Source organism: Variovorax sp. TBS-050B, assembly GCF_029893635.1.
In the GTDB taxonomy this organism is placed as follows: domain Bacteria; phylum Pseudomonadota; class Gammaproteobacteria; order Burkholderiales; family Burkholderiaceae_C; genus Variovorax.
This window is the reverse complement of sequence record NZ_JARXYR010000002.1, coordinates 1,525,964-1,550,423: the sequence shown is the minus strand read 5'-3', so window position 1 is coordinate 1,550,423 and position 24,460 is coordinate 1,525,964. Positions and strand designations below refer to the sequence as shown.

At 71.6% G+C, this 24,460-nt stretch carries 28 protein-coding genes and 1 pseudogene; 21 read left to right on the top strand and 8 right to left on the bottom strand.

Annotation, left to right across the window (positions count from 1 at the left end; genetic code table 11):
* Nucleotides 1-10 precede the first annotated feature (10 nt).
* From M2165_RS10485 to M2165_RS10470, 4 genes are read left to right on the top strand one after another with little or no spacing between them, the layout of a single operon-like run.
* Nucleotides 11-520 (top strand): flavin reductase family protein, encoded by a 510-nt coding sequence (locus tag M2165_RS10485; protein ID WP_280814586.1) that lies wholly within the window; start codon nt 11-13, stop codon nt 518-520.
* Nucleotides 520-1,020, top strand: coding sequence for a BON domain-containing protein (locus M2165_RS10480; protein WP_280814585.1), 501 nt, complete (start codon nt 520-522; stop codon nt 1,018-1,020). The genes M2165_RS10485 and M2165_RS10480 overlap by 1 nt, the downstream gene beginning before the upstream one ends.
* 28 nt (nt 1,021-1,048) lie before the next feature.
* On the top strand, nt 1,049-1,957 hold the full coding sequence (locus M2165_RS10475) for a DMT family transporter (RefSeq protein ID WP_280814584.1): 909 nt from the start codon (nt 1,049-1,051) through the stop codon (nt 1,955-1,957).
* A 5-nt stretch (nt 1,958-1,962) separates the two neighbouring features.
* Nucleotides 1,963-2,895 carry a glutaminase gene (locus tag M2165_RS10470; protein WP_280817509.1) on the top strand — a complete coding sequence of 311 codons (933 nt, stop codon included), beginning with the start codon at nt 1,963-1,965 and terminating at the stop codon, nt 2,893-2,895.
* A 13-nt stretch (nt 2,896-2,908) separates the two neighbouring features.
* Here M2165_RS10470 and M2165_RS10465 read toward each other — a convergent pair whose 3' ends face one another.
* Entirely contained in the window at nt 2,909-3,898 is a 990-nt protein-coding gene (locus tag M2165_RS10465) for an NAD(P)H-binding protein (protein ID WP_280814583.1), read from the bottom strand.
* Nucleotides 3,899-3,993: 95 nt separating this feature from the next.
* Between M2165_RS10465 and M2165_RS10460 the strand changes: the two genes are divergently transcribed.
* The 3 genes from M2165_RS10460 to M2165_RS10450 all read left to right on the top strand — a co-directional run bounded on the left by M2165_RS10460 (nt 3,994) and on the right by M2165_RS10450 (nt 6,632).
* Nucleotides 3,994-4,929: a LysR family transcriptional regulator gene (locus M2165_RS10460; RefSeq protein WP_280814582.1), complete on the top strand. Its 936-nt coding sequence runs from the start codon at nt 3,994-3,996 to the stop codon at nt 4,927-4,929.
* On the top strand, nt 4,926-5,417 hold the full coding sequence (locus tag M2165_RS10455; protein ID WP_280814581.1) for a hypothetical protein: 492 nt from the start codon (nt 4,926-4,928) through the stop codon (nt 5,415-5,417). Before M2165_RS10460 ends, M2165_RS10455 begins: the two co-directional genes overlap by 4 nt.
* A 156-nt stretch (nt 5,418-5,573) precedes the next feature.
* Nucleotides 5,574-6,632: an aliphatic amidase gene (locus tag M2165_RS10450; RefSeq protein ID WP_280814580.1), complete on the top strand. Its 1,059-nt coding sequence runs from the start codon at nt 5,574-5,576 to the stop codon at nt 6,630-6,632.
* On the opposite strand, the gene M2165_RS10445 is transcribed toward M2165_RS10450, so the two are convergent.
* Nucleotides 6,610-7,500, bottom strand: coding sequence for a LysR family transcriptional regulator (locus M2165_RS10445; RefSeq protein ID WP_280814579.1), 891 nt, complete (start codon nt 7,498-7,500; stop codon nt 6,610-6,612). The two genes, M2165_RS10450 and M2165_RS10445, sit on opposite strands and share 23 nt — an antisense overlap.
* Nucleotides 7,501-7,609: 109 nt before the next feature.
* Here M2165_RS10445 and M2165_RS10440 point away from each other — a divergent pair, with 109 nt between their 5' ends.
* Both M2165_RS10440 and M2165_RS10435 read left to right on the top strand, forming a co-directional pair.
* Entirely contained in the window at nt 7,610-7,801 is a 192-nt protein-coding gene (locus M2165_RS10440; RefSeq protein ID WP_280814578.1) for a DUF1127 domain-containing protein, read from the top strand.
* Between the two features lie 21 nt (nt 7,802-7,822).
* Entirely contained in the window at nt 7,823-9,517 is a 1,695-nt protein-coding gene (locus M2165_RS10435; RefSeq protein WP_280814577.1) for a hypothetical protein, read from the top strand.
* On the opposite strand, the gene M2165_RS10430 is transcribed toward M2165_RS10435, so the two are convergent.
* A complete protein-coding gene (locus M2165_RS10430; protein ID WP_280814576.1) occupies nt 9,514-10,548 on the bottom strand; it encodes a LacI family DNA-binding transcriptional regulator in 1,035 nt (344 codons plus the stop codon). The two genes, M2165_RS10435 and M2165_RS10430, sit on opposite strands and share 4 nt — an antisense overlap.
* 142 nt (nt 10,549-10,690) lie before the next feature.
* Between M2165_RS10430 and M2165_RS10425 the strand changes: the two genes are divergently transcribed.
* From M2165_RS10425 to M2165_RS10405, 5 genes are all read left to right on the top strand, one after another.
* Complete coding sequence (locus M2165_RS10425; protein ID WP_280814575.1) at nt 10,691-11,557, top strand: dioxygenase; 867 nt, start codon at nt 10,691-10,693, stop codon at nt 11,555-11,557.
* Between the two features lie 136 nt (nt 11,558-11,693).
* A complete protein-coding gene (locus M2165_RS10420) occupies nt 11,694-12,461 on the top strand; it encodes an SDR family oxidoreductase (RefSeq protein WP_280814574.1) in 768 nt (255 codons plus the stop codon).
* On the top strand, nt 12,458-13,360 hold the full coding sequence (locus tag M2165_RS10415; protein WP_280814573.1) for a 3-keto-5-aminohexanoate cleavage protein: 903 nt from the start codon (nt 12,458-12,460) through the stop codon (nt 13,358-13,360). Before M2165_RS10420 ends, M2165_RS10415 begins: the two co-directional genes overlap by 4 nt.
* The gene (locus tag M2165_RS10410) at nt 13,357-14,367 is read left to right on the top strand and encodes a zinc-binding alcohol dehydrogenase family protein (RefSeq protein ID WP_280814572.1); all 1,011 of its coding nucleotides are present in this window, start codon (nt 13,357-13,359) and stop codon (nt 14,365-14,367) included. Before M2165_RS10415 ends, M2165_RS10410 begins: the two co-directional genes overlap by 4 nt.
* Before the next feature lie 11 nt (nt 14,368-14,378).
* Complete coding sequence (locus M2165_RS10405) at nt 14,379-14,735, top strand: cupin domain-containing protein (RefSeq protein ID WP_280814571.1); 357 nt, start codon at nt 14,379-14,381, stop codon at nt 14,733-14,735.
* A gap of 25 nt (nt 14,736-14,760) precedes the next feature.
* Here M2165_RS10405 and M2165_RS10400 read toward each other — a convergent pair whose 3' ends face one another.
* Complete coding sequence (locus M2165_RS10400) at nt 14,761-15,078, bottom strand: hypothetical protein (RefSeq protein WP_280814570.1); 318 nt, start codon at nt 15,076-15,078, stop codon at nt 14,761-14,763.
* Between M2165_RS10400 and M2165_RS10395 the strand changes: the two are divergent.
* From M2165_RS10395 to M2165_RS10385, 3 genes and pseudogenes are all read left to right on the top strand, one after another.
* Nucleotides 14,984-15,376 (top strand): annotated as a pseudogene (locus M2165_RS10395) (tripartite tricarboxylate transporter substrate-binding protein); the annotation flags it as partial. The gene M2165_RS10400 and the pseudogene M2165_RS10395 sit on opposite strands and share 95 nt — an antisense overlap.
* 70 nt (nt 15,377-15,446) lie before the next feature.
* Complete coding sequence (locus M2165_RS10390) at nt 15,447-15,803, top strand: tripartite tricarboxylate transporter substrate-binding protein (protein ID WP_280814569.1); 357 nt, start codon at nt 15,447-15,449, stop codon at nt 15,801-15,803.
* A gap of 85 nt (nt 15,804-15,888) precedes the next feature.
* Nucleotides 15,889-17,547 (top strand): amidohydrolase, encoded by a 1,659-nt coding sequence (locus M2165_RS10385; RefSeq protein WP_280814568.1) that lies wholly within the window; start codon nt 15,889-15,891, stop codon nt 17,545-17,547.
* On the opposite strand, the gene M2165_RS10380 is transcribed toward M2165_RS10385, so the two are convergent.
* Together M2165_RS10380 and M2165_RS10375 are read right to left on the bottom strand one after the other, a co-directional pair.
* Nucleotides 17,514-18,122, bottom strand: a complete 609-nt coding sequence (locus M2165_RS10380; protein WP_280814567.1) for a uracil-DNA glycosylase family protein — start codon at nt 18,120-18,122, stop codon at nt 17,514-17,516. The two genes, M2165_RS10385 and M2165_RS10380, sit on opposite strands and share 34 nt — an antisense overlap.
* 10 nt (nt 18,123-18,132) lie before the next feature.
* Nucleotides 18,133-18,951: an isocitrate lyase/phosphoenolpyruvate mutase family protein gene (locus tag M2165_RS10375; protein ID WP_280814566.1), complete on the bottom strand. Its 819-nt coding sequence runs from the start codon at nt 18,949-18,951 to the stop codon at nt 18,133-18,135.
* A 97-nt stretch (nt 18,952-19,048) separates the two neighbouring features.
* Here M2165_RS10375 and M2165_RS10370 point away from each other — a divergent pair, with 97 nt between their 5' ends.
* On the top strand, nt 19,049-19,507 hold the full coding sequence (locus M2165_RS10370; RefSeq protein WP_280814565.1) for a CopD family protein: 459 nt from the start codon (nt 19,049-19,051) through the stop codon (nt 19,505-19,507).
* 16 nt (nt 19,508-19,523) lie between these two features.
* On the opposite strand, the gene M2165_RS10365 is transcribed toward M2165_RS10370, so the two are convergent.
* Both M2165_RS10365 and M2165_RS10360 read right to left on the bottom strand, forming a co-directional pair.
* Complete coding sequence (locus tag M2165_RS10365; RefSeq protein ID WP_280814564.1) at nt 19,524-20,756, bottom strand: CaiB/BaiF CoA-transferase family protein; 1,233 nt, start codon at nt 20,754-20,756, stop codon at nt 19,524-19,526.
* Between the two features lie 153 nt (nt 20,757-20,909).
* A complete protein-coding gene (locus M2165_RS10360; protein WP_280814563.1) occupies nt 20,910-22,109 on the bottom strand; it encodes an acyl-CoA dehydrogenase in 1,200 nt (399 codons plus the stop codon).
* Nucleotides 22,110-22,280: 171 nt separating this feature from the next.
* Between M2165_RS10360 and M2165_RS10355 the strand changes: the two genes are divergently transcribed.
* The 3 genes from M2165_RS10355 to M2165_RS10345 all read left to right on the top strand — a co-directional run bounded on the left by M2165_RS10355 (nt 22,281) and on the right by M2165_RS10345 (nt 24,453).
* On the top strand, nt 22,281-23,183 hold the full coding sequence (locus M2165_RS10355) for a LysR substrate-binding domain-containing protein (protein ID WP_280814562.1): 903 nt from the start codon (nt 22,281-22,283) through the stop codon (nt 23,181-23,183).
* A gap of 75 nt (nt 23,184-23,258) precedes the next feature.
* Nucleotides 23,259-23,660: a phage holin family protein gene (locus tag M2165_RS10350; protein ID WP_280814561.1), complete on the top strand. Its 402-nt coding sequence runs from the start codon at nt 23,259-23,261 to the stop codon at nt 23,658-23,660.
* A gap of 79 nt (nt 23,661-23,739) precedes the next feature.
* On the top strand, nt 23,740-24,453 hold the full coding sequence (locus M2165_RS10345; RefSeq protein ID WP_280814560.1) for a 2OG-Fe(II) oxygenase: 714 nt from the start codon (nt 23,740-23,742) through the stop codon (nt 24,451-24,453).
* Nucleotides 24,454-24,460 lie beyond the last annotated feature (7 nt).

The following is a 24,460-nucleotide window of genomic DNA, read 5'->3' as shown; positions in this document are numbered from 1 at the left end:
TGCCCGTTTCGTGACCACTGCCCGCCGCGCCCAGCCGCCCGCCTTCTCGCCCGCTGAATTCCGCGCGGCACTCGGCATGTTCGCCACCGGGGTGACCATCGTCACCGCGCGATCGAGCGACGGCACGCTCGTGGGCCTGACCGCCAACTCGTTCAATTCGGTCTCGCTGGCGCCGCCGCTGGTGCTGTGGAGCCTCGCGCGCGCCGCCGGCTCGATGCCGGCGCTGCGGGCCGGTTCGCACTACGCCGTCAACATCCTCGCGGCCAACCAGAAGGCGCTGGCCGAGCGCTTCGCCACCAAGAACATCGACCGGTGGGTCGACGTGGCCTTCACCGAGGGCCTCGGCGGCGCGCCCGTGCTCGCGGGCGCGGCCGCCAGCTTCGAATGCTTCAACCGCAGCCGCTACGACGAAGGCGACCATGTGATCTTCGTCGGCGAGGTGGAGCGCTGCACGCACGACGCGAACGCCTCGCCGCTGCTGTTCCACGGCGGGCGCTTCTACACCGAGCATCCGCTGTAATGAGGGTTCGCGCCGCACTGCTGCTGTCGGTGCTGCCGCTCGCCGCGCAGCAGGGCGCGGCGCAGGAAGCGGCGCCGAAGCAGAACTGGTTCGACGACCCTTTCTTCCAGGTCGCATCGGGCATGCCGGCCTGCCCGGCGCCCGAAGGCCCGCTCTACACCGCCGAGGAACGGCGCGCGCAGACCCATTCGCGGCTCGAACGCGGCACCAGCTGCTGGCTCGCGGGCCGCTGCGCCGACAGCAACGCCTACCGCTACGACAAGCCGCTCGCGCCCAAGGTGCGCGCCGCGCTCGAAGCGGTGCCGGGCCTGCGCCGCGGCAGCGTCTGGGTGATCCTGCAGCGGCGCTGGGTCTACCTGCAGGGCTGCGTGCCCTCGGCCGCGCTCGCGAAGCGCCTCGAGCGCGCGGCGCACGCGGTGCCCGAGGTCGAGACCGTCGTGCCCGACCTGATGGTGGGCACGCGCGGCCGGCCGCCCTACCCCGTCGCCGCCGCCCGCTGAGCGCGAAGCCAACAGCCGAAACAAACGAATGATCCAGCGCAAGACCCACCTCGACTCCCTGGCCATCGGCCTGCTCATCGCCTGCTGCGCGTTCTGGGGGCTGCAGCAGATCCTCATCAAGACCACCGTGACCGAGGTGCCGCCGCTCTGGCAGGCCTCGATCCGCATGGCGGGCGCGGTGGCGCTGCTGTGGCTCTGGTGCGCATGGCGCCGCGTGCCGCTGTTCGAGCGCGACGGCACGCTGCCGGGCGGCCTCGTCGCCGGGCTGCTGTTCGCGGGCGAGTTCGCGTGCATCTACCTCGGGCTGCAGAACACCTCGGCCTCGCGGCTCACGGTGTTTCTCTACACCGCGCCGTTCTGGGTCTCGCTGCTGCTGCCGCGCTGGGTGCCGGCCGAGCGGCTGCGCGGCTTGCAGTGGCTGGGCCTGTCGATCGCGTTCGCCGGCGTGGTGCTGGCCTTCAGCGAGGGCTTCGGCCACATGAGCTCGACGCAGCTCGTCGGCGATGCGATGGCGCTCGGGGCCGGCATGCTCTGGGGCCTGACCACGATCACCCTGCGCACCACGCGGCTCGCCACCGCGAGCGCCGAGAAGACGCTGTTCTACCAGGTGGCGGTCACGGCCGCGGTGTGCCCGCTGCTGTCGCTCGCGCTCGGCGAGACCTGGAGCTTCTCGTATTCCGCCTGGGCCTGGACCTCGATCGGCCTGCAGACCGTCGTCGGCGCCTTCGCGAGCTACCTCGCATGGATGTGGCTGCTGCGGCACTACCCGGCCACGCAGATGTCGTCCTTCACCTTCCTCACGCCGCTGTTCGCGCTGGTGTTCGGCGTGCTGCTGCTGAAGGAGCCGCTCACGGTGCAGCTGATCGTGGCGCTCGCGGGCGTGGCGGTGGGCATCGTGCTCGTGAACCGGCGTTCCGCGGCACGGCCCACGGCATGAAGCGCATGGCCCAGTTCCAGCCGGTGCTCGACGAGATCGTCGCCACCCTGAGCCCGCAGCTCGGCCAGGGCGGCACGGTCGCGAGCTACATCCCGGCGCTCGCCTGCGTCGATCCGCGCCAGCTCGGCATCGCGCTGCGCACCTGCGAAGGCGAGGAGGCCGGCGCCGGCGACTTCGAGACGCCGTTCTCGATCCAGAGCATCTCGAAGCTCTTCACGCTCACGCTCGCGATGCAGCGCGTGGGCGACGCGCTGTGGGAGCGCATCGGGCGCGAGCCCTCGGGCAATCCGTTCAACTCGCTGGTCCAGCTCGAGAACGAGCAGGGCAAGCCGCGCAACCCATTCATCAATGCCGGCGCGATCGCGGTCGCCGACCGGCTCGTGAGCCAGGCGCTCGCGGCCGGCGGCAGCGCCAAGGCCGACATCCTCGCGCTGATGGGCGGCCTGTGCGGCGAGCCGATCGCGTTCGACGAGGAAGTCGCGCGCTCCGAGGCGGCCACGGGCTTCCGCAACGTGGCGCTCGCCAACTTCATGAAGAGCTTCGGCAAGATCGACAACGACGTGGGCGCGGTGCTCGACACCTACTTCCACCAGTGCGCACTGCGCATGAGCTGCCGCCAGCTCGCGCGCGCCGCCGCCTTCCTGTGCCGCGACGGCGCGCATCCGATCGACGGCCATGCCGAAGTCACGGGCGAGCGGCAGACCCGGCGCATCAACGCGCTGATGCTCACCTGCGGCACCTACGACGCGGCCGGCGACGTGGCCTTCTCGATCGGCCTGCCTTGCAAGAGCGGCGTGGGCGGCGGCATCGTGGCGGTGGTGCCCGACCGGCTCACGCTCTGCGTCTGGTCGCCCGCGCTCGATGCCACGGGCAATTCGCTGCTCGGCATGAAGGCGCTCGAACTCTTCGTCGCGCGCACCGGGCTTTCGGTGTTCTGAGCCCCGGGTCGCTTCAGGCGGTCGCGGCCCGCGGCATCGCACCGAAGCAGCCCATGCCCTCGAGCGTGGCCTCCACTGCTTCGTCCAGCGGCGTGTGCGGCTCGCGGCCGAGGAAGGCCAGCAGCCGCGCGTTGTCCATGCGCAGCGGCGTCTCCCACAGGTAGCGCATCTCGCGCAACTCGCGGAAGGTCGGGACGAAGGGCGCGGCCAGTGCGAGCAGCCGCCACGGAAAGGCCACCACGCGCGGCGTGATCCCGGTGCGCCTGGCCACCACGCGCTGGATGGCGCCGCACATGGCCGTGCCGTCGGCGTCCCAGTGGCCCGCCATGTGGAAGCATGCGAAGGCTTCGAGCCGGTCGCGCCGCGCCAGCAGTTCGACCATGGTGCGCGCCACGTCGGGCAGGTACGACCACAGATGGCCGACGCCGGCGCGGCCCGGATCGCTCACGGTGCCGACCGGCCGCCCGGGCTTCACGAGCCCCTGCGAGAACCAGTTGTTGCCGGTGCTCGGCCCGAAGAAATCGCCCGCGCGCACCACGAGCACGCGCGCCCCGCGGCGGCTCGCGGCCTCGAGCCGGCTTTCCATCTCCTTGCGGATCGCGCCCTTGCGCGTGGCCGGATGCTGCGGCGATGCCTCGTCGAGCAGCGGAAACGCGTCGGGGCCGAAGTTGTAGACCGAGCCCGGCAGCACGATGGTCGCGCCCCCGGCCTCGGCGGCGGCGATGGTGTTGTCGAGCATCGGCAGCACCAGCGCCGGCCAGCGCTTGTAGCCGGGCGGGTTGAGCGCATGCACGATGACGGCGCAGCCGCGGGCCGCCTCGGCCACCGCCTGCCGGTCCATCGCGTCGCCGCGCAGCCAGGCGATGCCGTCCCCCGTGGCGGGAACCGCGCCGCGCGTCATGGCGCGCACCCGCCAGCCCGCGTCGCGCAGCTGCCGCGCCACCTCGCTGCCGATGCCGCCGGTGGCGCCCAGAACCAGAACCGTGTTGTCTTCGCTTGCCATGCCATGCTCCAGATGCGTTGTCGATGGGCGGATTCTGGGTCGCCGCCGGCACGAATGGAATTGCCGAACATCGGTCAGCAGCTATACATTTCTGCATGGCAACGAACATCGGCTGGGAGCTCTACCGCTCCTTCCTCGGCGTGCTGCGCGAAGGCTCGCTCTCGGGCGCGGCGCGCAGGCTCGGCATCACGCAACCGACGGTGGGGCGCCATGTCGCGGCGCTCGAGGAAGCGCTCGGCGTGGCGCTCTTCACGCGCTCGCAGACCGGCCTGCTGCCGACCGAGGTGGCGCTCGCGCTGCAGGGCCATGCCGAGGCGATGGAAAGCACCGCCGCCGCGCTGGAGCGCGCCGCCACCAGCCAGGGCGAAGGCGTGCGCGGCGTGGTGCGCGTTTCCGCCAGCGAGGTGGTCGGCGTGGAGGTGCTGCCGCCGATCCTCGCCGGCTTGCGCGAGCGGCACCCGGCGCTCAAGGTGGAACTGGTCTCGACCAACCGCATGCAGGACCTGCTGCGAAGGGAGGCCGACATCGCCGTGCGCATGGTGCGTCCGAAGCAGGAGCAGCTCGTGGCGCGCCGCATCGGCGCCATCGAGCTCGGCTTCCACGCCCACCGGGACTACCTCGCGCGCCACGGCACGCCGCGCCGGCTCGAGGAACTGGCGGGCCATTCGATCATCGGCTACGACCAGCTGCCGGCCTTCGCGCGCGGTGCGGTGCGCTCGCTCAAGGGCTTCGAGCGCGAGGCCTTCTCGCTGCGCACCGACAGCGACCTCGCGCAGCTCGCGCTGATCCGGGCCGGCGCCGGCATCGGCGTCTGCCAGGTCGGCCTGGCGCCGCCCGGCGGGGTGCTGCGGCGCGTGCTGCCGCGCGCCTTCTCGCTCAAGCTCGAGACCTGGGTCACGATGCACGAGGACCTGCGCGCGAGCCCGCGCTGCCGCGCCGCCTTCGACGCGCTGGTCGAGGGCCTGCAGCGGTACGCCGCCGCGCGGCCGCAGGCGACAATCGACCGCGCACGAACCTCTGCTTCCGAATGACCGAACCGACCGACACCGACACCCTCCCCCTGCACGAAGACCGCCTCTGGCGCGACGGCCTCTGGACCGCGCGCGTGATCAAGAACGAGGAAGACGACGGCTGGGCCGTCGAGATGACGCGCCAGGGCGACCCCGAACCCGCGCTCGTCGGCCCGTGGACCATGGGCCGCGACAAGAAGAACCCCAAGCCGCTCGATGCCGCCGCCTTCTCCACGCTCGTGAAGACCGCCAGCGAGGTGATCCGCCGCCACGAGCAGCAGCTGCACGCCACGCTCAACAAGCACGTGACGGTGACGGCGCGCGACGACCGCCGCGTGCGCGTGTCGCTCGCGATCGTGCCCGACGAGGACAACCCCTCGGCCACGCTGAGCGCGCACGACGATGCCGACGACACCGAGCTCGCGCGCGTGCCGGTCTCGCCGGCCTTCCGGCTCACCGCGGCCAGCGCCGCCGCCTGGATCGAGTCGGACTACGCGCGGCCGCGCTGAGGGGCGCGGCGCGCAATCAGCGAAATGACGTATGGGCAGGCCGGCGCGGGCTGAGAACAATCGGCTCCGACGACAGGCATGCGCGGCTTCCGAGGCAGGCCCGGATCGGTGAACACCGGTTCGGGCCTTTCTTCTTCAACCCTCAGGAGCAGCGCGATGAGACATGGTGATATTTCGAGCAGCAACGATTGCGTCGGCGTGGCGGTCGTCAACTACAGGATGCCCCGCCTGCACACCCGGGCCGAGGTGCTGGACAACGCACGCCGCATCGGGGAGATGCTGGTCGGCATGAAGCGCGGCCTGCCGGGCATGGACCTCGTGATCTTTCCCGAGTATTCGACGCACGGGATCATGTACGACGAGAAGGAGATGTACGAGACCGCGGCCACCGTGCCCGGCGAGGAGACCGCCATCTTCGCCGACGCCTGCCGCCGCGCCAACGTGTGGGGCGTGTTCTCGCTCACCGGCGAGCGCCACGAATCGCATCCCGACAAGGCGCCCTACAACACGCTGATCCTGATGAACAACCAGGGCGAGATCGTCCAGAAGTACCGCAAGATCATGCCCTGGGTGCCGATCGAGGGCTGGTACCCGGGCGACCGCACCTACGTGAGCGACGGGCCCAAGGGCATGAAGATCAGCCTGATCGTCTGCGACGACGGCAACTACCCCGAGATCTGGCGCGACTGCACGATGCGCGGCGCCGAGCTGGTGGTGCGCTGCCAGGGCTACATGTACCCGTCGAAGGAGCAGCAGATCCTGGTGTCGAAGGCCATGGCCTTCATGAACAACACCTACGTCGCGGTGGCGAACGCCGCGGGTTTCGACGGCGTGTACTCGTACTTCGGCCATTCGGCGCTGATCGGTTTCGACGGGCGCACGCTCGGCGAATGCGGCGAGGAGGAGATGGGCATCAACTACGCCGAGCTCTCGCTCTCGCTGATCCGCGACGCGCGGCGCAACGGCCAGTCGCAGAACCACCTGTTCAAGCTGCTGCACCGCGGCTACACCGGCACCCTCCACTCGGGCGACGGCGACAAGGGCAAGGCCGAGTGCCCGTACGAGTTCTACCGGCGCTGGATCGACGACCCCGAAGGCACGCGCGAGATGGTGGAATCGCTCACGCGCCGCACCGTCGGCACGCCGGAGTGCCCGATCGAGGGCATTCCGTCGGCGCCCGCACCGGACCGCCTCACGCCTGGCGGAACGCGTTGAGCACCTGCAGCACGCTGCGCGTGGCGCCGTCGAGCATCGCGTGCTGGCGGTGCGCGATGCCCACGCGCCGCGTGAGCTTCGGCGTCACGGGCAGGATCTGCACGCGCGCGTCGTGCATCGAGTCGGTGCTCTTCTGCAGCGGCAGCAGCGCCGCGCCGTAGCCCGCGGCCACGAGGCTGCGGATCGCGGCGTCGTAGTTGAGCTCGATGCGCGCGCGCGGCGCGAAGCCGGCCGCCGCGAACCATTCCATCGTGAGCCGGTACATGTGCGTAACCGCCTCGTTGAAGATCAGCGGCTGTGCCGCGAGCCAGGCCGGCGTGACGCGCTTCGGCGCCTTCCAGCGCCGCGGCACGAAGGCCATCATCGGCTGCTCGCACCAGGGCGTGACCACGATGCCGGCCGCCGGCGGCTGCGGCACCGCGACCAGGCCGATGTCGAGCGTGCCCGCGGCGAGCCGCTCCATGGCCTCGGACGAACCGCGGATGCTGACTTCCACGTCGATGCCCGCATGCTCGGCACCGAGCGTCTCCAGCACCTGCGGCAGCAGGTCGACCAGCACGCCGGTGGAGGTGCCGAGCCGCACGCGGCCCACGCGGCCTTCGTTCTGGCGCTTGACGGCCTCGATCGCATCGTCGGTGTCGCGCAGCAGCTTGCGGCCGCGCTCCACCAGCGCCGCGCCGGCCGCGGTGGGCGTGATGCGGCGGTTGCCGCGCAGCACCAGCGGTGCGCCCAGGCGCGATTCGAGCTCGCTGATGTGCAGGCTCACCGTGGGCTGCGCCAGGTGCAGCGCTTTGGCCGCGGCCGAGAAGGTGCCGAGGTCGGCGATGGCGATGAGGGTGCGCAGCTGATCGAGGTTGAGGTGTCGCATGGGCTTCGGGCTTGGTATCAGAACACCTGATTGGCGCGCTCAGAATTCTCAACTTCCACAATAGCATGCGGCGCCAGAAGATGGGCGCTCCCGAACCAAGGAGCCCATCGTGAATGCGCCGAAGCCATCGTCCTTCCATCAACGCCTGATCCATGCCCTGCGCGGCTGGCGCCGTCGCGTGAGGGACGGCCGCAGCGCGCGCGCCGCCGCCCGCCACCTGGGCGGGATGAGCGACCACGAGCTGCGCGACCTGGGCATCGGCCGCAGCGAATTGCCGGCGCTGCTGGACCGCCATCGCTGAATTTGAGGTTCAATCCGGGGCGTGCCCCAGCCTGCCTCTTCTCCTGCTCTCCCGCCGCTGTCGATCGAACTCACTTCGCCGCAGACGGTCGACGGCCGCCGCGCGGCCTTCCAGTCGCTCTGGCTAGTGGTGCGCATGAAGCATGCGCACGATGCCGAAGGCGGCCTGGTGCGGCTGGCCGACCTGCGTGGCGAGGTCTCCGACGCGAGCACGCTGCGCATGGTGGTGAGCCGCGCCTTCCGCGACTTCAAGGCCTGGGGCCTCGAGGTCGGCTGGGGCGAGGACCGGCAGCGCGAGCCGCGCTTCCTCAACGCCGAGCGGCGCAGCCAGGGCCCGTTCTGGCTGCCCGCGGCCGAAGCCGCGCGCGTGCAGCTGCGGGTGGAAGGGCGCCCGGCCACGGCCGCCGAGGTGGCCTCCTTCCTCGGGCTGCGCGCGCGCCGCGCGCCGGCCGTGCCGGTGCCCGGTTCGGCGCCGCCCGATGCGGTGCACCTGCAGGATGCCGCCTTCTGGAAGCAGCTGGTCGCCGCGCAGCAGGCCGCGCGGCAGGGCCGGCTGATCTCGCCCGTGGCGGGCGGCGGTGCGGGCGACGCGGCCCCCAGCGCGCTCGAATCGATCCGCGCCGCCGGCGGCCTGGCGGCGAGCGATTTCCAGCGCGCGCTGGTCACGCTGAACGAGGCGATGCTGTGGCGCCGGCTCGGCGACAACGAGCAGGCGCGGCGCCGCCTGCAGGCGCTCAAGAAGCAGCGCCTCGCGCACCACGTCGCGGGCAACGACTACCTGGGCGCGATGGAATGCGTCGTCTCGGCCTGGTGCGCCTACACCGCGCGCGACCTGCCGCTCGCGCAGTCGCTGCTCGAGGGCATGGCGCGCGACGCGGCGCGCAGCCCGGTGCTGCGCCACCATCCCGACGTGCGCTTCGAATGGTGCAACCTGTGGGCGCTCGCCTGCCGCTCGCGCGCGCTGAGCCTGGCGGCCGACGACAGGCCGCAGGCCGCCGCGCTCGCCGAGGAGTCGCTGCAGCGCTTCGGCGAGGCGCTCGCGGCCGCGTTCGAATCGCATTCCTTCGACGCGGCCCAGCACGTCGCGGCCAACATGGGCATGGCCGCCTGGCTGTTCGACCGCGTGGGGCTGTCCGACCTGCCTGCGCTCGCGCATGACGGCCATGCCGACACCACGCGCCGCGCGGTGCAGTGGATCGCCTTCAGCGAATGGCTCTGCGGGCATGCCGACGGCCAGGGCCGTTCGGCCTGGAACGCGATCTACCTGATGCGCATCGCGCGCGGCCACTGCCGCAGCGCGGGGCAGCCGCCCACGCTGGCCCAGTTCCGCGCGCAGGCGCCGCTCGACCGGGCCGCGGTCTCGCAACTGGCCGGCCCGCTCGCCGATGCCTTCGACGCCGCCCACTGGCCCGCGCGCTGGGTCGAGGTGGCGCAGGCCCGGCTCGCCGACCACCAGGCCGGACGCCGGCGCTACCCCGGGCTGCAGCACTGCAGCCTGTTGTTCGAGCACGCCTGGTACGCGGCGCATGCGGGCGACCTGAAGGCGGCCGAAGGCTCGCTCGCGCTGCTGCGCGACACGCTGCCGCAACTGGTGCCGAGCGACCGCGCCTATTTCACCGAGTCGTGGAACGACACGCTGCCGGCCGAGCTGGTGCTGGAGGCCCGGCCGCCGCGCCGGCCCGCGGCGCGCAAGGCGGCCGGGCGGCGCAGCGCCTAGCGCCCGACAGGCGCCGCCGTCGACTTGCGCACCACGAGCTCGGGCCGCAGCACCACCGTCGAGGCCGACAGCGCCTGCCCTTCGATCTCCTCGAACAGCATCTCGGCCGCGCGCCAGCCGAGCTCGCGGTGCGGCAGGCGGATGGTGGTGAGCGGCGGATCGACCATGTCCACCAGCGGCATGTCGTTGTGGCCGGTGACCGACACGTCCTGCGGCACGCGCAGTCCCGCCGCGCGCAGCGCGTCGTAGGCGCCGAGCGCCACCAGGTCGTTGCAGCACACCACGGCCTGCGGCGGCGCGCCGGCTTCGAGCATCTGCTGCATCGCGGCGGCGCCGGCCTCGCGGCTGTAGCTTGCGCACTCCACCACGCGGAAGGGCTTCATGCGGTGGTCGCGCAGCGCCTGCTCCACGCCGAGCCGCCGACCCACGCCGGTCGGGATGGTCTGCGGGCCCGCCAGGTGGGCGATGCGCTTGTGGCCCAGTCCCACGAGGTGATCGACCGCGAGCTTCATCGCGAGCCGGTCGTCGCTGACCACGGCCGGCAGCCGGCCGGTCTCGTCGGCGCGGTTGACCAGCACGGCCGTCATGCCGGCGCGGGCCACGAAGTCGACCAGCGGGTCGTCGCGCGTCGCGGTGGCCATGACCACGCCGTCGACGCGCTGCGCCAGCATGCGCTCCAGCACCGGCCGTGCGAGCGCATGGTCGACCACGTTGGCGACGAAGACGAAGTAGCCGCGCGCCGCCGCGCTGGCCTCGATGCCCTGCAGGATCGGCGGGAACACCGCGTTCGTGATGTCGGGCACCAGCACGCCGATGGTGTGGGTGCGGCCGGTGCGCAGCGCCGAGGCCGCGCGGTTCGGCCGGTAGCCCAGGCGCTGCGCCGCCTCCTCCACCACGCGCAGCACCTCGTCGCTGATCAGCGAACGCTTCCCGGGGCTGAGCGCGCGCGACACCGTCGACACGTGCACGCCGGCGGCGCGCGCCACGTCGCGGATGGTCACGGGGGACGAGGAAGGCGGGTGGGTGCTCATGTTTCTTGCAAACGATTGTCGAAGGGCGTGCGACAGGAAGCTGCTTTTCTTTACTCAGGCGCGCCGCGAAACCGCCATTTTACTTTTCCGGGTTTTGGTCTAAGATCATGCAAACGATTGCAGAAACCTCCGGATGACGCCGATGAACATCGCCACCTCTCCCGATTCGGTGCTGCGCTTCGCGCTCGAAGCGATGAAGCACACGCCCGATGCGCGGCTGCGCACCGTGATGGAAGCGCTCACGCGCCACCTGCATGCCTTCGTCCGCGAGGTGGCGCTGAGCGAGGAGGAGTTCGAGCAGGCGCTCGAATTCATCGTGGCGCTGGGCCAGGCCACGGGCGACAGCAAGAACGAGGTGGTGCTCGCGGCCGACATCCTCGGCCTGTCGACCGTGGTCGCGCTGCAGAACAACCAGGACCCGCACGGCGAATCGCCTGCCGCGCTGCTCGGCCCCTTCTGGCGCGCGAATTCGCCGGCCTGCGCGGCGGGCGAGAGCATCGCGCGCTCGGGCACGCCGGGCGTTCCGCTCGAGGTGACGGGCACGGTGCGCGATGCGCAGGGCCGGCCGGTCGCGGGCGCGACGGTCGACGTGTGGCAGGCCTCGCCGGTCGGCCTCTACGAGAACCAGGACCCGGCGCAGGAAGACATGAACCTGCGCGGCCGCTTCAGCACCGATGCCGAGGGCCGCTTCCATTTCCGCAGCGTGCGCCCGGCGGGCTATCCGGTGCCGACCGACGGCCCCTGCGGCGTGCTGCTGCGCGCGCAGCGGCGCCATCCCAACCGGCCCGCGCACCTGCACTTCATGGTCAGCAAGCCGGGCCACAAAGTGCTGATCACGCAGGTGTTCGCCGACGACGACGAGAACCTGGAGAGCGATCCCACCTTCGGCGTGACGCGGCGGCTGATCGGCCGCTTCGCGCTCGCGCCGGACGGCGGCAGCGCCACCTTGCAGTACGACTTCCAGCTGGAGCCGGGCGAAATGAAGTTTCCCCGCCCACCGATCCCTTGACCACCCCCAGGCTTCGCGCACTTCGTGTCGCTGCGCCAACCCCCTCGCCGGGGGCAACACCAGCGGCCCGGCAAAGCCGGCTCCGCGGTGTTCCGCGAAAAGGCATCGCCCCGATCAACCAACTGTTCTCATGCCCATGACTTTCGATCCCGTTTCCCGACTCGACGGCAAGGTCGCCGTCATCACCGGCGGCCTCGGCGCCATCGGCCATGCCACCGCGATGCGGCTGGCCGCGCTCGGCGCCAGCTGCGTGCTGCTGCACCGCAAGGCCGACGCGGAGGCGGCCGCGCGCGCCGCCGCCCTGCCTTCGGCCGACGGCCAGCGCCATGCGGCGATCCGCGCCGACATCGTCGATTCGGCCAGCCTCGCCGCCGCCGCCGCGGAAGTGAAGGCCACGCTGGGCCGCTGCGACATCCTGGTCAACAGCGCCGGCCACACGCAGCCGGTGCCGGCCGCCGACCTCGACGCGCTGACCGACGAGCTCATCGACGACATCGTGCGCGCCAACTTCCGCGGCGTGTTCGCCACCATCCGCACCTTCGCGCCGATGCTCAGGGCGAGCGGCGACGGGCTGGTGGTCAACATCTCGTCGATCGCGGGCTTCACCGGCGTGGGCAGCAACCTCGCCTACGTCGCGGCCAAGGCCGGGCTCGACGTGGTGGGCGATGCGCTCGCCAAGGCGCTGGCGCCCGCGGTGCGCGTGGTCTCGGTCTCGCCGGGCGCGGTCGAATCGGGCTTCGTGCCCGGCCGCGGCGCCGAGTTCGCGCAGAAGATGGCCAGCACCACGCCGCTCGGCCGCATCGGCCGGCCCGAGGACGTGGCCGCCGCGGTCGAGGCGCTCGCGACCACGATGCGCTTCGTCACCGGCACCCGCATCGTGGTGGACGGGGGGCGCCACCTGTGAACAAGACGCTGATCACCTGCGCCGTCACCGGCAACCTCGTGAAGCCCGAGCAGACGCCGCACCTGCCGATCACGCCCCGGCAGATCGCCGACGAGTGCCTGGCCGCGGCCGAGGCCGGCGCGGGCCAGGTGCACATCCACGTGCGCAACCCGGAGACCGGCCGGCCCTCGATGGAGGTCGAGCTCTACCGCGAGGTGGTCGACCGCATCCGGCGCGAAAACCGCGAGCTGATCGTCAACCTCACGACCGGCCCGGGCGGCCGCTTCATCCCGAGCGAGGACGATCCGAAGGTCGCGGCACCCGGCACCACGCTGCTGCCGCCCGAGGCGCGCGTGCAGCACATCGCGCTGATCCGGCCCGACGTGTGCTCGCTCGACCTCAACACCATGAACTCGGGCCCAGACGTGGTCATCAACACGCCGCGCAACGTGCGCCGCATGGCGCGCGTGATGCGCGAGGCGGGCGTGAAGCCCGAGCTGGAGATCTTCGACTCCGGCGACATGCACCTCGCGCTCGACCTGATCGCCGACGGCACGCTCGACGGACCCGCGATGTGGACCTTCGTGCTCGGCGTGAAGTACGGCTTCGCGCCCACGCCCGAGACCCTGCTCTACGCGCGCAACATGCTGCCGCGCGGCGCCTTCTGGAGCGCCTTCGGCATCGGCCGCATGGAGTTTCCGATGGTCGCGCAGGCGTGGCTGCTCGGCGGCCATGTGCGGGTGGGCATGGAGGACAACATCTACCTCGAGAAGGGCGTGCTCGCCGAGAGCAACGCGCAGCTCGTGGCGAAGGCGCGCGACATCGTGCAGAGCCTGGGCGGCGAGATCGCCAACCCGCGCGAGGCGCGCGCGATGCTCGGCCTGGCCGATGCGCGCGTGGCGCAGGAGGCCGTGCGATGAGCGCCGCGGCCGCCATGCACGTCGCGCACGCGGCGCGCGCGCTGCGCGTGAACCAGAAAGCCGCGAACCTCGACGCGCTGCGCCTCGAGGCCGTGCCGCAGCCCGAGCCCGCCGCGCCGCCTGGCCATGCGGTGGTGCGCATCGCCGCCGCCGCGGTGAACCCGAGCGACGTGAAGGCCGCGCTCGGCCTGATGCCGCAGGCGGTGTGGCCGCGCACGCCGGGGCGCGACTTCGCGGGTACCGTGGTGAGCGGGCCCAGCGAATGGATCGGGCGCGAGGTCTACGGCTCGGGCGGCGACCTCGGCATCACGCGCGACGGCTCGCATGCGCGCCATCTCGTGCTGCCCGCGCAGGCGCTGCGCGCCAAGCCGCAGGGCATCTCGATGGACGAGGCGGGCGCGGTGGGCGTGCCCTTCGTCACCGCCTACGAAGGCTTCCGCCGCAGCGGCATGCCGCAGGCCGGGCAGACGGTGCTGGTGCTCGGCGCCAACGGCAAGGTGGGTCAGGCGGCGGTGCAGCTCGCGGCGCAGGCCGGCGCGCGCGTGATCGCGGTGCAGCGGCGCGCCGGGCCGTTCGAGGGCTTCGCGAGCGCGCCGGTGGAAGTGATCGATGCGCGCGAGCATGCCGACGTGGGCACGCGGGTGCGCGAGCTCACCGACGGGCGCGGCGCGCACATCGTCTACAACACCGTCGGCAGCGCCTACTTCGAGGCCGGCCACAAGGCCATGGCCAAGGGCGCGACGCAGATCTTCATCGCCACGCACGAGCGCGCGGTGCCCTTCGACATCTTCGCGTTCTACCGCGGCATGCACACCTTCGTGGGCATCGACTCGCTCGCGATGGACTGCGTGGCGAGCACGGCGCAGCTCGACGCGATGCGCGAGGGCTTCGAGCGCGGCACGCTCCAGCCCTTTCCGGTCGCGCGCAGCTTCGCGCTCGACGACGCCCTCGACGCCTACCGGCTGGTGCTCTCGGGCAGCACCGACCGCGTCGTCCTGCGGCCCTGAGGAGCAGATCCATGCACGTCACCCGCTTCGACGCGGCGCCGCACTACGAGGCACCGAACCACTTCGACATGCGCTGCCTGCGCCTGCAGGGCAAGGAGGCCGGTCCGTCCACCCAGATGTGGATGGGCATGAGCCAGATCCTGCCCGGCGGCCGCACCGGCCTGGACGGCTCGCCCATGGAGAAGCTCTACCTCGTGCTCGAAGGCGAGCTGCACATGGTCGGCGAGATCGACGGCGTGCGCCAGGAGGAAGTGCTCGGGCCCTACGACAGCTGCCGCTTCGCGCCCGGCGAGAAGCGCCAGCTCGAGAACCGCGGCAACCGCCCGGTGCTGGTGGCGCTGGTGATGCCGAACGCGCCGCCGCCGTAGCGGCCCGCCGCCCTCGCCGCTTCCGTCATTCATCGCCCACCGAAATACAAATCCAACGGAGACAAGACGCCATGAAGAAGACACCCACCTGGAGCCGCCGGCAGACGCTGGCGGCGGCCGCCGCATCGCTGCTGGGCTGCTGCGCGCTCGGCACGGTCCATGCGCAGGGCCCCTGGCCCGGCACGCAGCCGATCAGGCTCGTCGTGCCCTTCACCGCGGGCAGCGGCACCGACATCGTCGCGCGCCTGGTGGCCGAGAAGCTCGGCCCGGCGCTCGGCACCAGCGTGGTGGTCGACAACAAGCCCGGCGCGGGCGGCACGCTGGGCGCGGCGCTCGCGGCCAAGGCGCCGGCCGACGGCTACACGCTGCTGGTGCATTCGGCCGGGCACTTGGTGAATCCGTGGATCTACAAGGGGCTCTCGTACGACACGGTGAAGGACTTCACCGGCATCACGCCGATGGCGAGCCTGCCCAACGTGCTGGTCAGCGCGCCCTCGCACTTCGCCGACGTGAAGGACCTGGTCGCAAAGGCCAGGGCCAGGCCCGGCGCGCTCAACTACGGCTCCGCCGGCAACGGCTCGGCCACGCACATGAATGCCGAGGTGTTCCGCCTCGCGGCCGGCGTCGAGGCGCAGCACGTGCCGTTCCGCGGCACGCCCGAGGCGATGACCGAGGTCATGGCGGGGCGCGTGGACTGGTTTCTTCGCACCGATGGTCTCGGCGCTGCCGCTGATCCAGTCGGGCAAGCTGCAGGCGCTGGCGGTGGGCACGGCCAAGCGCTCGCCGGTGTTGCCGAACGCCCCCACCACGGTGGAGGCCGGCGTGCCGGGCTCGGAGTACCTGTTCTGGGTCGGCCTGTTCGCCCCCGCGAAGACACCGCAGCCGGTGGTCGAGCGCCTGCAGGCCGAGGTCGCGAAGATCATGGTCTCGCCCGAGGTCAAGGAAAGGCTCGAGAAGCTTGGCGCCGAACCGTTCACGATGCCGTCGGCCCAGTTCAACCGGTTCATCGTCGACGAGACCGCGAAGGCGCAGCAGGTCGTCAAGGCCGCGAGCATCAAGGTGGATTGAGATGAACCCACCCCGTCCCTCGCGCACTTCGTGTCGCTCGACGCTCCCTCGAGCGGCGCACCCGGCAGCGGGGTGCATCGGTTTCATGCGCCGCGCCCTTCTCGCAGCCCTCGCCGCGTTCGCCGCCGCCGCGCTGCCGTGCGGCGCCGCGCAGGCCCAGCCGGCCGACCTCGTCGTCACCCACGCGAAGATCGCCACGCTCGACGCGGCCGGGACCATGGCCGAGGCGCTCGCGGTGCGCGACGGCCGCATCGTCGCGGTCGGCAGCGCCGCGCAGGTGCGCGCGCTCGCGGGGCCCGCCACGCGCAGCGTGGATGCCGGCGGGCGCACCGTGATCCCGGGGCTGATCGATTCGCACATGCATGCGGTGCGCGCCGCGCTGAGCTACTCGACCGAGGTCAACTGGATCGGCGCGGCCACGATCGCGGAGGCGATGGCGCGGCTGCGCGCGGCCGCGGCGCGCGCGCGGCCCGGCGGCTGGCTGATCGTGGCCGGCGGCTGGACCGAGCAGCAGTTCGCCGAACGGCGCCGCCCCACGGTGGCCGAACTGCAGCAGGCCGCGCCGGACCATCCGGTGTACGTGCAGCTCTTCTACGAGGCCGTGGCGATGACGCCGAGGGCGCTCGAGGCAATGGGCGTGGCGCCCGACACGCTGCCCGCGGGCATGAAGGCCGCGCCCGACGGCGCCCCGGGCTGGATGACCGGCGACATCGTCGGCATCTCGGCGCTGTTCGACAAGCTGCCCAAGCCGACCTACGACGACAACCTGGCCGGCACGCGCGCCTTCTTCACCGAACTCAACCGCCTCGGCATCACCGGGCTCGTCGATCCGGGCGGCTTCAGCATCGCGCCTTCGCAATACGCGGCGCTGTTCGAGCTGTGGCGGCGCAAGGCGCTGACCCTGCGTGTGGCCTACAGCGTGTTCGCGCAGAAGCCCGGCGCCGAACTGCAGGAGTTCCGCGAGCTCACGCAGATGCTGCCGATGGGCTTCGGCGACGACATGCTCAGGTTCAACGGCCTCGGCGAGCGCGTGACGCTCGCGATGTACAACAACAACTTTCCCGACGCGGCCGCGAAGGAGAAGTTCTACGAGCTGATCCGCTGGGCCGCGGCGCGCGGGCTGGCGGTCACGATCCACTGGCAGGAGAACGGCTCGGTCGACCACCTGCTCGCGCTGTACGAGAAGCTCGATGCCGAGGTGCCGATCCGGCAGCTGCGCTGGTCGATCGCGCACCTCGACGATGCCTCGCCCCAGACGCTGGCGCGCATGAAGGCGCTGGGCATGGGCTGGACGATGCAGGACGCGATGTACTTCCAGGGCGACCGCGCGCTCGCCACGCGCGGCGAGGCGGCGCGCCGCATGCCGCCGATCGGCACGGCGCTGCGCATGGGCCTGAACGTGGGCGCGGGGACCGACGCGCACCGGGTCGCGTCGTACAACCCCTTCGTCGCGCTGCAGTGGATGCTCGACGGCCGCACCGTGAGCGGCACGCCGATGCGCGGCCCCGACGAGCTGCCCACGCGCGAGCAGGCGCTCAGGCTCTACACCGCGGGCAGCGCCTGGTTCAGCTTCGACGAGGCGAAGCGCGGCACGCTCGAAGTCGGCAAGCTCGCGGACTTCGCGGTGCTCGACCAGGATTTCTTCTCGGTGCCGGTGGAGCGCATCGCGAAGACCGCCTCGCTGATGACGGTGGTCGGCGGGCGCGTGGTCTATGCAGCGCCACCCTTCGGCGCGGCGCCCTGACCGGCCGCGAGCGCCTGGCGCACCCGCGCGCGCAGCACGGGCAGCACCTCGCGCTCGAACCATGGATGGTGCTTGAACCAGCCGGTGTTGCGCGGCGAGGGATGCGGCAGCGGCATGAAGCGCGGCGCGTACTCGGCGAAGGCGGCCACCGTCTCGGTGACGCCGCCCTTGCGCGCATCGCCGAGGAAGTGGCGCTGCGCGTACTGGCCCACGAGCAGCGTGAGCTCGATGTGCTTCATCTGCGCGAGCAGGCGCTCATGCCAGAGCGCGGCGCATTCGCGGCGCGGCGGCAGGTCGCCGCTGGTGCCGCGCCCGGGGTAGCAGTAGCCCATCGGCATGATCGCGATGCGCGAGGCGTCGTAGAACAGGTCGCGCTCGACGCCGAGCCAGCGGCGCAGCTGCTCGCCGCTGCGGTCGTCCCAGGGCCGGCCGGTGGCGTGCACCGTCATGCTCGGCGCCTGGCCCACGATCAGCAGCCGCGCGCCCGCGCTCGCCTGCACCACCGGGCGCGGGCCGAGCGGCAGGTGCGCGGCGCAGGCATTGCAGGCGCGCACCTCCGCGAGCAGCGCGTCCATGCGGCGGTCGTCAGCCCCTGAAGAACTTGTTGAGTTCGGCACCCGAGGCCGCGCCTTCGAAGTCGAAGCGTCCTTCTTCGGCCATCGTGCGCGCCGCGCGCTCGAAGCCGCCCCAGGCCGCACGAGCGAGCGCGCCGCCCACGCTGATGCGGCGCACGCCGAGCGCGGCCGCGTCCTTCAGCGTGAGGTCGCTGGTCCAGCCGAGCAGCAGGTTCACCGGCCTGGGCGCGACCGCCGCGACCACCGCTTCGATCTGCTCGCGGGTGCGGATGGCTGGCGCATAGAGGCAGTCGGCGCCGGCCTCGGCATAGGCCTTGAGGCGTGCGATCGCATCGCCGAGGTCGGGCCGGCCGACGATGAAGTTCTCGGCGCGGCCCACGAGCAGCGTGTCGCCGCCGGCGGCATCGATGGCGCGGCGCGCGGCGCGCATGCGCGCCACCGCGACCTCGACCGGGAACAGCGGGTCGGCGGCATCGCCGGTCGAGTCCTCGATCGAGAGGCCCGCCACGCCGGTCTCGATTGCGAGGCGCACGCTCTCCGCCACCTCGTCGGCATCGCGCCCGAAGCCGTTCTCGAAGTCGGCGTTGACCGGCAGGTCGGTGGCCTGGACGATCTCGCGCAGGTGCGCGAGCACCGCGTCGCGCGTCTCGCCGCCGTCGGGCCGCGCCTGCGACCAGGCATGGCCCGAACTCGTGGTGGCCAGCGCCTTGAAGCCCAGGCCCTGCAGGTAGCGCGCGCTGCCCGCGTCCCAGGGGTTGGGGAGAACGAAACAGCCTTGCTGGTGGAGCGCGCGGAATTCGGCGCGTTTCTCGGCGACGGAACGGGTCATGGATGCCTCATCGTTGCTGCATGTGCGGGACCCGGGGTTTTAACGCAAGCGCGCCGAGATTGCGCGCACATGGCTTTCGGTGTTCTGATCGGCACCCATGTCCTACGTCGTCCTGCTTCTCGTCCACCTGCTCGCAGCCGCCTTCTGGGTCGGCGGCATGGCCACCATGCATTTCGCGGTGCGCCCCGCCGTGATCGCCACGCTCGAGCCGCCGCTGCGCCTGCGCACCATGGCCGCGGCGCTCCGGCGCTTCTTCGTCGGCGTGGATGCGGCCGTCACGCTGCTGTTCGCGAGCGGCTTCGCAATGGTGATGCGCGCGGGCGGGTTCCGCGGGCTGCACTGGCGCATCGAGGCGATGATGGGCATCGCGCTCGTGATGGCCGGCGTCTACGTCTACATCCGCGCCGCGGTGTTCCCCGCGCTGCGCCGCGCGATCGAGCAGAGCGCATGGCCCGCGGCGGGCGCGCGGCTCCACACGGTGCGCATGCTCGTGAGCCTGAACCTGCTGCTCGGCATGGCGGTGTTCGCGGTGGCGATCGTGGGGCGCGCGGGCTGAGGCGGCCGCGGGCGCCTCAGACCACGCCCGCCGCGCGCAAGGCCTCGAAGCGCGCGCCGTCGATGCCGAACTCGGCCAGCACCTCGCGCGTGTGCTGCCCGAGCGCGGGCGGTGCATGGCGCAGCACCGGCGGCGTGGCCGAGAGGCGCAGCGGGCTCGCGACGCCGGTGATGCTGGCGATGCCGTCGCCCGCATCGCGCGGCAGCGTGACGGCGAGGCCGCGCGCCTTGACCTGCGCGTCGTCGAAGGCCTGGGCGATGTCGTTGATCGGGCCGCAGGGCACGGCCTTGTCCTCGAGCAGCGCGACCCACTCGGCCGTGGTGCGGGTGCGCGTGAGTTCCTCCATCAGCGGGATCAGCACGCCGCGGTGCTTCACGCGCAGGGTGTTGGTGGCGAAGCGCGCGTCGGCGGCCCACTCGGGGCGGCCCGCCGCCTCGCAGAAGCGCGCGAACTGGCCGTTGTTGCCGATCGCGAGCAGCATCGCGCCGTCCTGCGTCGGGAAGTCCTGGTACGGCGCGAGGCTCGGGTGCGTGTTGCCCTGGCGCTGCGGCGCGCGGCCGGTGTTGAGGAAGGCGCTCGCCTGGTTGGCGAGGATCGCCATCCCGACGTCGAGCAGCGCCATGTCGATGTGCTGGCCCTCGCCGGTGCGGTCGCGCACCTGCAGCGCGGCCAGGATCGCGGTGCTGGCGTAGACGCCGGTGAACAGGTCGGTGAGCGCCACGCCCACGCGCAGCGGGCCGCCGCCGGGCTCGCCGTCGGGACGGCCGGTGATGCTCATCATGCCGGTCATGGCCTGGATCATCAGGTCGTAGCCCGCGCGCTCGGCATAGGGGCCGTCGTGGCCGAAGCCGGTGACGCTGCAGTAGATGAGGCGCGGGTTGGCCGCGCGCAGGCTCTCGTGGTCGAGGCCGTACTGTTTGAGGCCACCGGTCTTGAAGTTCTCGACCACGATGTCGGCCTGGGCCGCCATGCGCTGCAGCAGCGCCTGCCCCTCGGGCGTGGCCATGTCGACCGTGACCGAGCGCTTGTTGCGGTTGCAGGCGGTGAAGTAGCTGGCCTGGTCGGTGTCGTTGCCGTGGGCGTCCTTGATGAAGGGCGGGCCCCAGGTGCGCGTGTCGTCGCCGACGCCGGGACGTTCGATCTTGATGACGTCGGCACCCAGGTCCGCCAGGATCTGCGTGCACCACGGGCCCGCGAGCACGCGGGAAAGATCGAGAACCTTGATGCCGTCGAGGGCTGCTGGGGTCATGTTGGAGGCTGGAGGAATACGGGGGCAGAACGCAGAGGGCGCGAAGGTTTCGCAGAAGTCGCAAAAGGAATGCAGAAGAAAATTTCTCGGGTCTCTTCTGCGACTTCTGCGTAGCTTTTGTATTTCTTCTGCGTTCGGCGGTCCGATTTCAGGTCAGTTCGCGAAGGCCGCGATGCCCGTGATCGCGCGGCCCAGGATCAGCGCGTGGATGTCGTGCGTGCCTTCGTAGGTGTTGACCACCTCGAGGTTCACGAGGTGGCGCGCCACGCCGAACTCGTCGCTGATGCCGTTGCCGCCCATCATGTCGCGTGCCATGCGGGCGATGTCGAGCGCCTTGCCGCAGTTGTTGCGCTTCATGATCGAGGTGATCTCGACCGCGGCCGTGCCCTCGTCCTTCATGCGGCCGAGGCGCAGGCTGCCCTGCAGGCCGAGCGTGATCTCGGTCTGCATGTCGGCGAGCTTCTTCTGGATCAGCTGGTTGGCGGCCAGCGGGCGGCCGAACTGCTTGCGGTCCAGCGTGTACTGGCGCGCGCGGTGCCAGCAGTCTTCGGCCGCGCCGAGCGCACCCCAGGAGATGCCGTAGCGCGCGCTGTTGAGGCAGGTGAACGGACCCTTGAGGCCCTGCACTTCGGGGAAGGCGTTCTCCTCGGGGCAGAACACGCCGTCCATCACGATCTCGCCCGTGATGCTGGCGCGCAGGCCGACCTTGCCGTGGATCGCCGGGGCGCTCAGGCCCTTCATGCCCTTCTCGAGCACGAAGCCGCGGATCGGGCCGACGGCGCCGCCCTCGCTGACCTCCTTGGCCCAGACCACGAACACGTCGGCGATCGGCGAGTTGCTGATCCACATCTTGGAACCGGTGAGCGAGTAGCCGCCCGGCACCTTCTTGGCACGCGTGGCCATGCTGCCGGGGTCGGAGCCGTGGTCGGGCTCGGTGAGGCCGAAGCAGCCGATCCATTCGCCGGTGGCGAGCTTGGGCAGGAACTTCTGCTTCTGCCCTTCGCTGCCGAATTCGAAGATCGGCACCATCACGAGCGAGCTCTGCACGCTGGCCATCGAGCGGTAGCCCGAATCGACGCGCTCGACTTCGCGCGCGATCAGGCCGTAGGCCACGTAGTTGAGGCCGGGGCCGCCGTACTGCTCGGGGATCGTCGGGCCGAGCAGGCCGAGCGCGCCCATTTCGCGAAAGATGGCGGGGTCGGTCTCGCCGGTGCGGAAGCCTTCGAGCACGCGCGGCGCGAGGCGCTCCTGGCAGTAGGCATTGGCCGCGTCGCGGATCATGCGCTCGTCGTCGGTCAGTTGCTGGTCGAGCAGGAACGGGTCGTCCCAGTGGAATTGCGCTTTGGCGGCCATGTGGCTGTCTCCGGAGAAAAAGGGGGAATGGGCCCGATCCTAGCCGCGGGCCTGCCCGTGCGCAAACGATGAATCCTCACCCAGATATGCGCTGGCCGCACATCTGGCCCGGCTTCGCAGCGCGGTTTCCATTGGTGGCAATGCCGATCCAGTCATACACTCGCGGCATACATGCGCCGCAAGATCCCGCCCCTGCAGACCCTCGTGTGCTTCGACGCCGCAGCGCGCCACGAGAGCTACACGCGCGCCGCGCAGGAACTCGCGCTCACGCAGAGCGCGGTCTCGCGCCAGATCGGCACGCTGGAGGCCTTCCTCGGCGTGGCGCTGTTCCGCCGCACGCGTCACGGCGTGGCGCTCACGGCGAGCGGCGCGGCCTATGCGCGGCAGACCGCCAAGCGGCTCGAGGCGATGGAGCGCGACACGCTCGACGCGATGGCGCACCAGGGCGAAGGCGGCTCGCTCTCGCTCGCGGCCGTGCCCACCTTCGCCACGCGCTGGCTGATGCCGCGGCTCAAGGGCTTCGCGGCGCTGCAGCCCGACGTGCTGGTGCACATCGAGACGCGCACGCGCCCTTTTCTCTTCGCCGATGCCGAGTTCGACGCGGCGCTGTACGCCGGCACGCCCGCGCAGGTCGAGAACTGGGCCGGCACGCGCGCGCTCATGCTGATGCACGAGGACGTGGTGCCGGTGTGCAGCCCTTCGCTGCTGCCGCGCGGCCGCCCGGTGGCGCCAGCGGCCATCGCGAAGATGCCGCTGCTGCAGCAGAGCACGCGGCCCGACGGCTGGCGCCAGTGGTTCGATGCGCAGCAGGTCGATGCGCCCAATGCGCGCGGCGGGCCGCGCTACGAGCTGTTCTCCATCCTCGCGGCGGCGGCCTCGCACGGGTTCGGCGTGGCGCTGATGCCGACCATGCTGGTGGCCGACGAACTGGCGCGCGGCGAGCTGGTGGTGGCCTGCGCGCGGCCGCTCGCGGGCGAGCGCGCCTACTACCTCGTCACGCCGGAGCGCGCGGACCAGCGTCCGCTGCTGAAGCGCTTCAGCGACTGGCTGCTGGCGGAAACGCAGCGCGGCTGATGCCGGGGCGCGGCGCGCCGATATGATGGCCCGCAGCGCCGGGCGCAACGTCCCGCGCCCTCTTCCTTCACCACCATGCTGAACAACATCGCTCCCTTTCTCGTGCACTGGGCGATCACGGCGCTGTCGCTGTGGGTCGCGAGCCTGATCTTCCGCGGCCTGAAGTTCGAGACCACGTCGGCGCTGGTGGTCTCGGCGCTGCTGCTGGGTCTGGCCAACGCCGTCGTCAAGCCACTCCTGATCGTGCTCACGCTGCCGCTGACGCTGCTGACCTTCGGGCTCTTCCTGCTCGTGATCAATGCGCTGATGATCATGCTGGTGGCCGCGCTGGTGCGCGGCTTCAAGCTCTCGGGCTTCTGGACCGCGTTCTTCGCGAGCATCTTCATCGCGCTGCTGAGCCTGGCGATCGGCGCGCTCGTGACCGGCAGCGACCCGGCGACGAACATCCAGATGCCGACCAACGGCGTCTGGCTCTAGCCGCCGCACCGCGCCCGCCCGCCGGACCGATGTCCGGAAACGGCGAGCGCCCGCGCCGCCGCGGCGCGAGACTGGCGCCATGCAGACTTCCATCGCCCGCAGCGTGGCCGCCCTCGACTGGCCGCGCATCGAGAACGACCTTGCCGCCCGCGGCTCGGCCAACACCGGCGTGCTCTTCACGCCCGACGAATGCCGCGCGCTCGCCGCGATGTACGACGAGCCCGCCCGCTTCCGCAGCCGCGTCGTGATGCAGCGCCACGGCTTCGGCCAGGGCGAGTACCAGTACTTCGCGAACCCGCTGCCGCCGCTGCTCGCCGGCTGGCGCGCCGCGCTCTATGCGCGCCTCGCACCGCTGGCGAACGCCTGGGCGGCCGCGATGGGGCAGCCGGCCGACCATCCGCCGGACCATGCCACCTACCTCGCGCGCTGCCACGCAGCGGGCCAGCTGCGCCCCACCCCGCTGCTGCTGCGCTACGGCGAAGGCGACTACAACTGCCTGCACCAGGACCTGTACGGCGAGCTGCACTTCCCGCTGCAGCTCACGGTGCTGCTGAGCCGGCCGGGCGAGGACTTCGCCGGCGGCGAGTTCGTGCTGACCGAGCAGCGCCCGCGCATGCAGTCGCGCGCCGAGGTGGTGGCGCTCGCGCAGGGCGAGGCGGTGGTGTTCGCGGTCAACCAGCGGCCGGTGGCGGGCACGCGCGGCAGCTACCGCGTCACGATGCGCCACGGCGTGAGCCGCGTGCGCTCGGGGCAGCGGCACACCCTCGGCATCATCTTCCACGACGCGCGCTAGCAGCGCG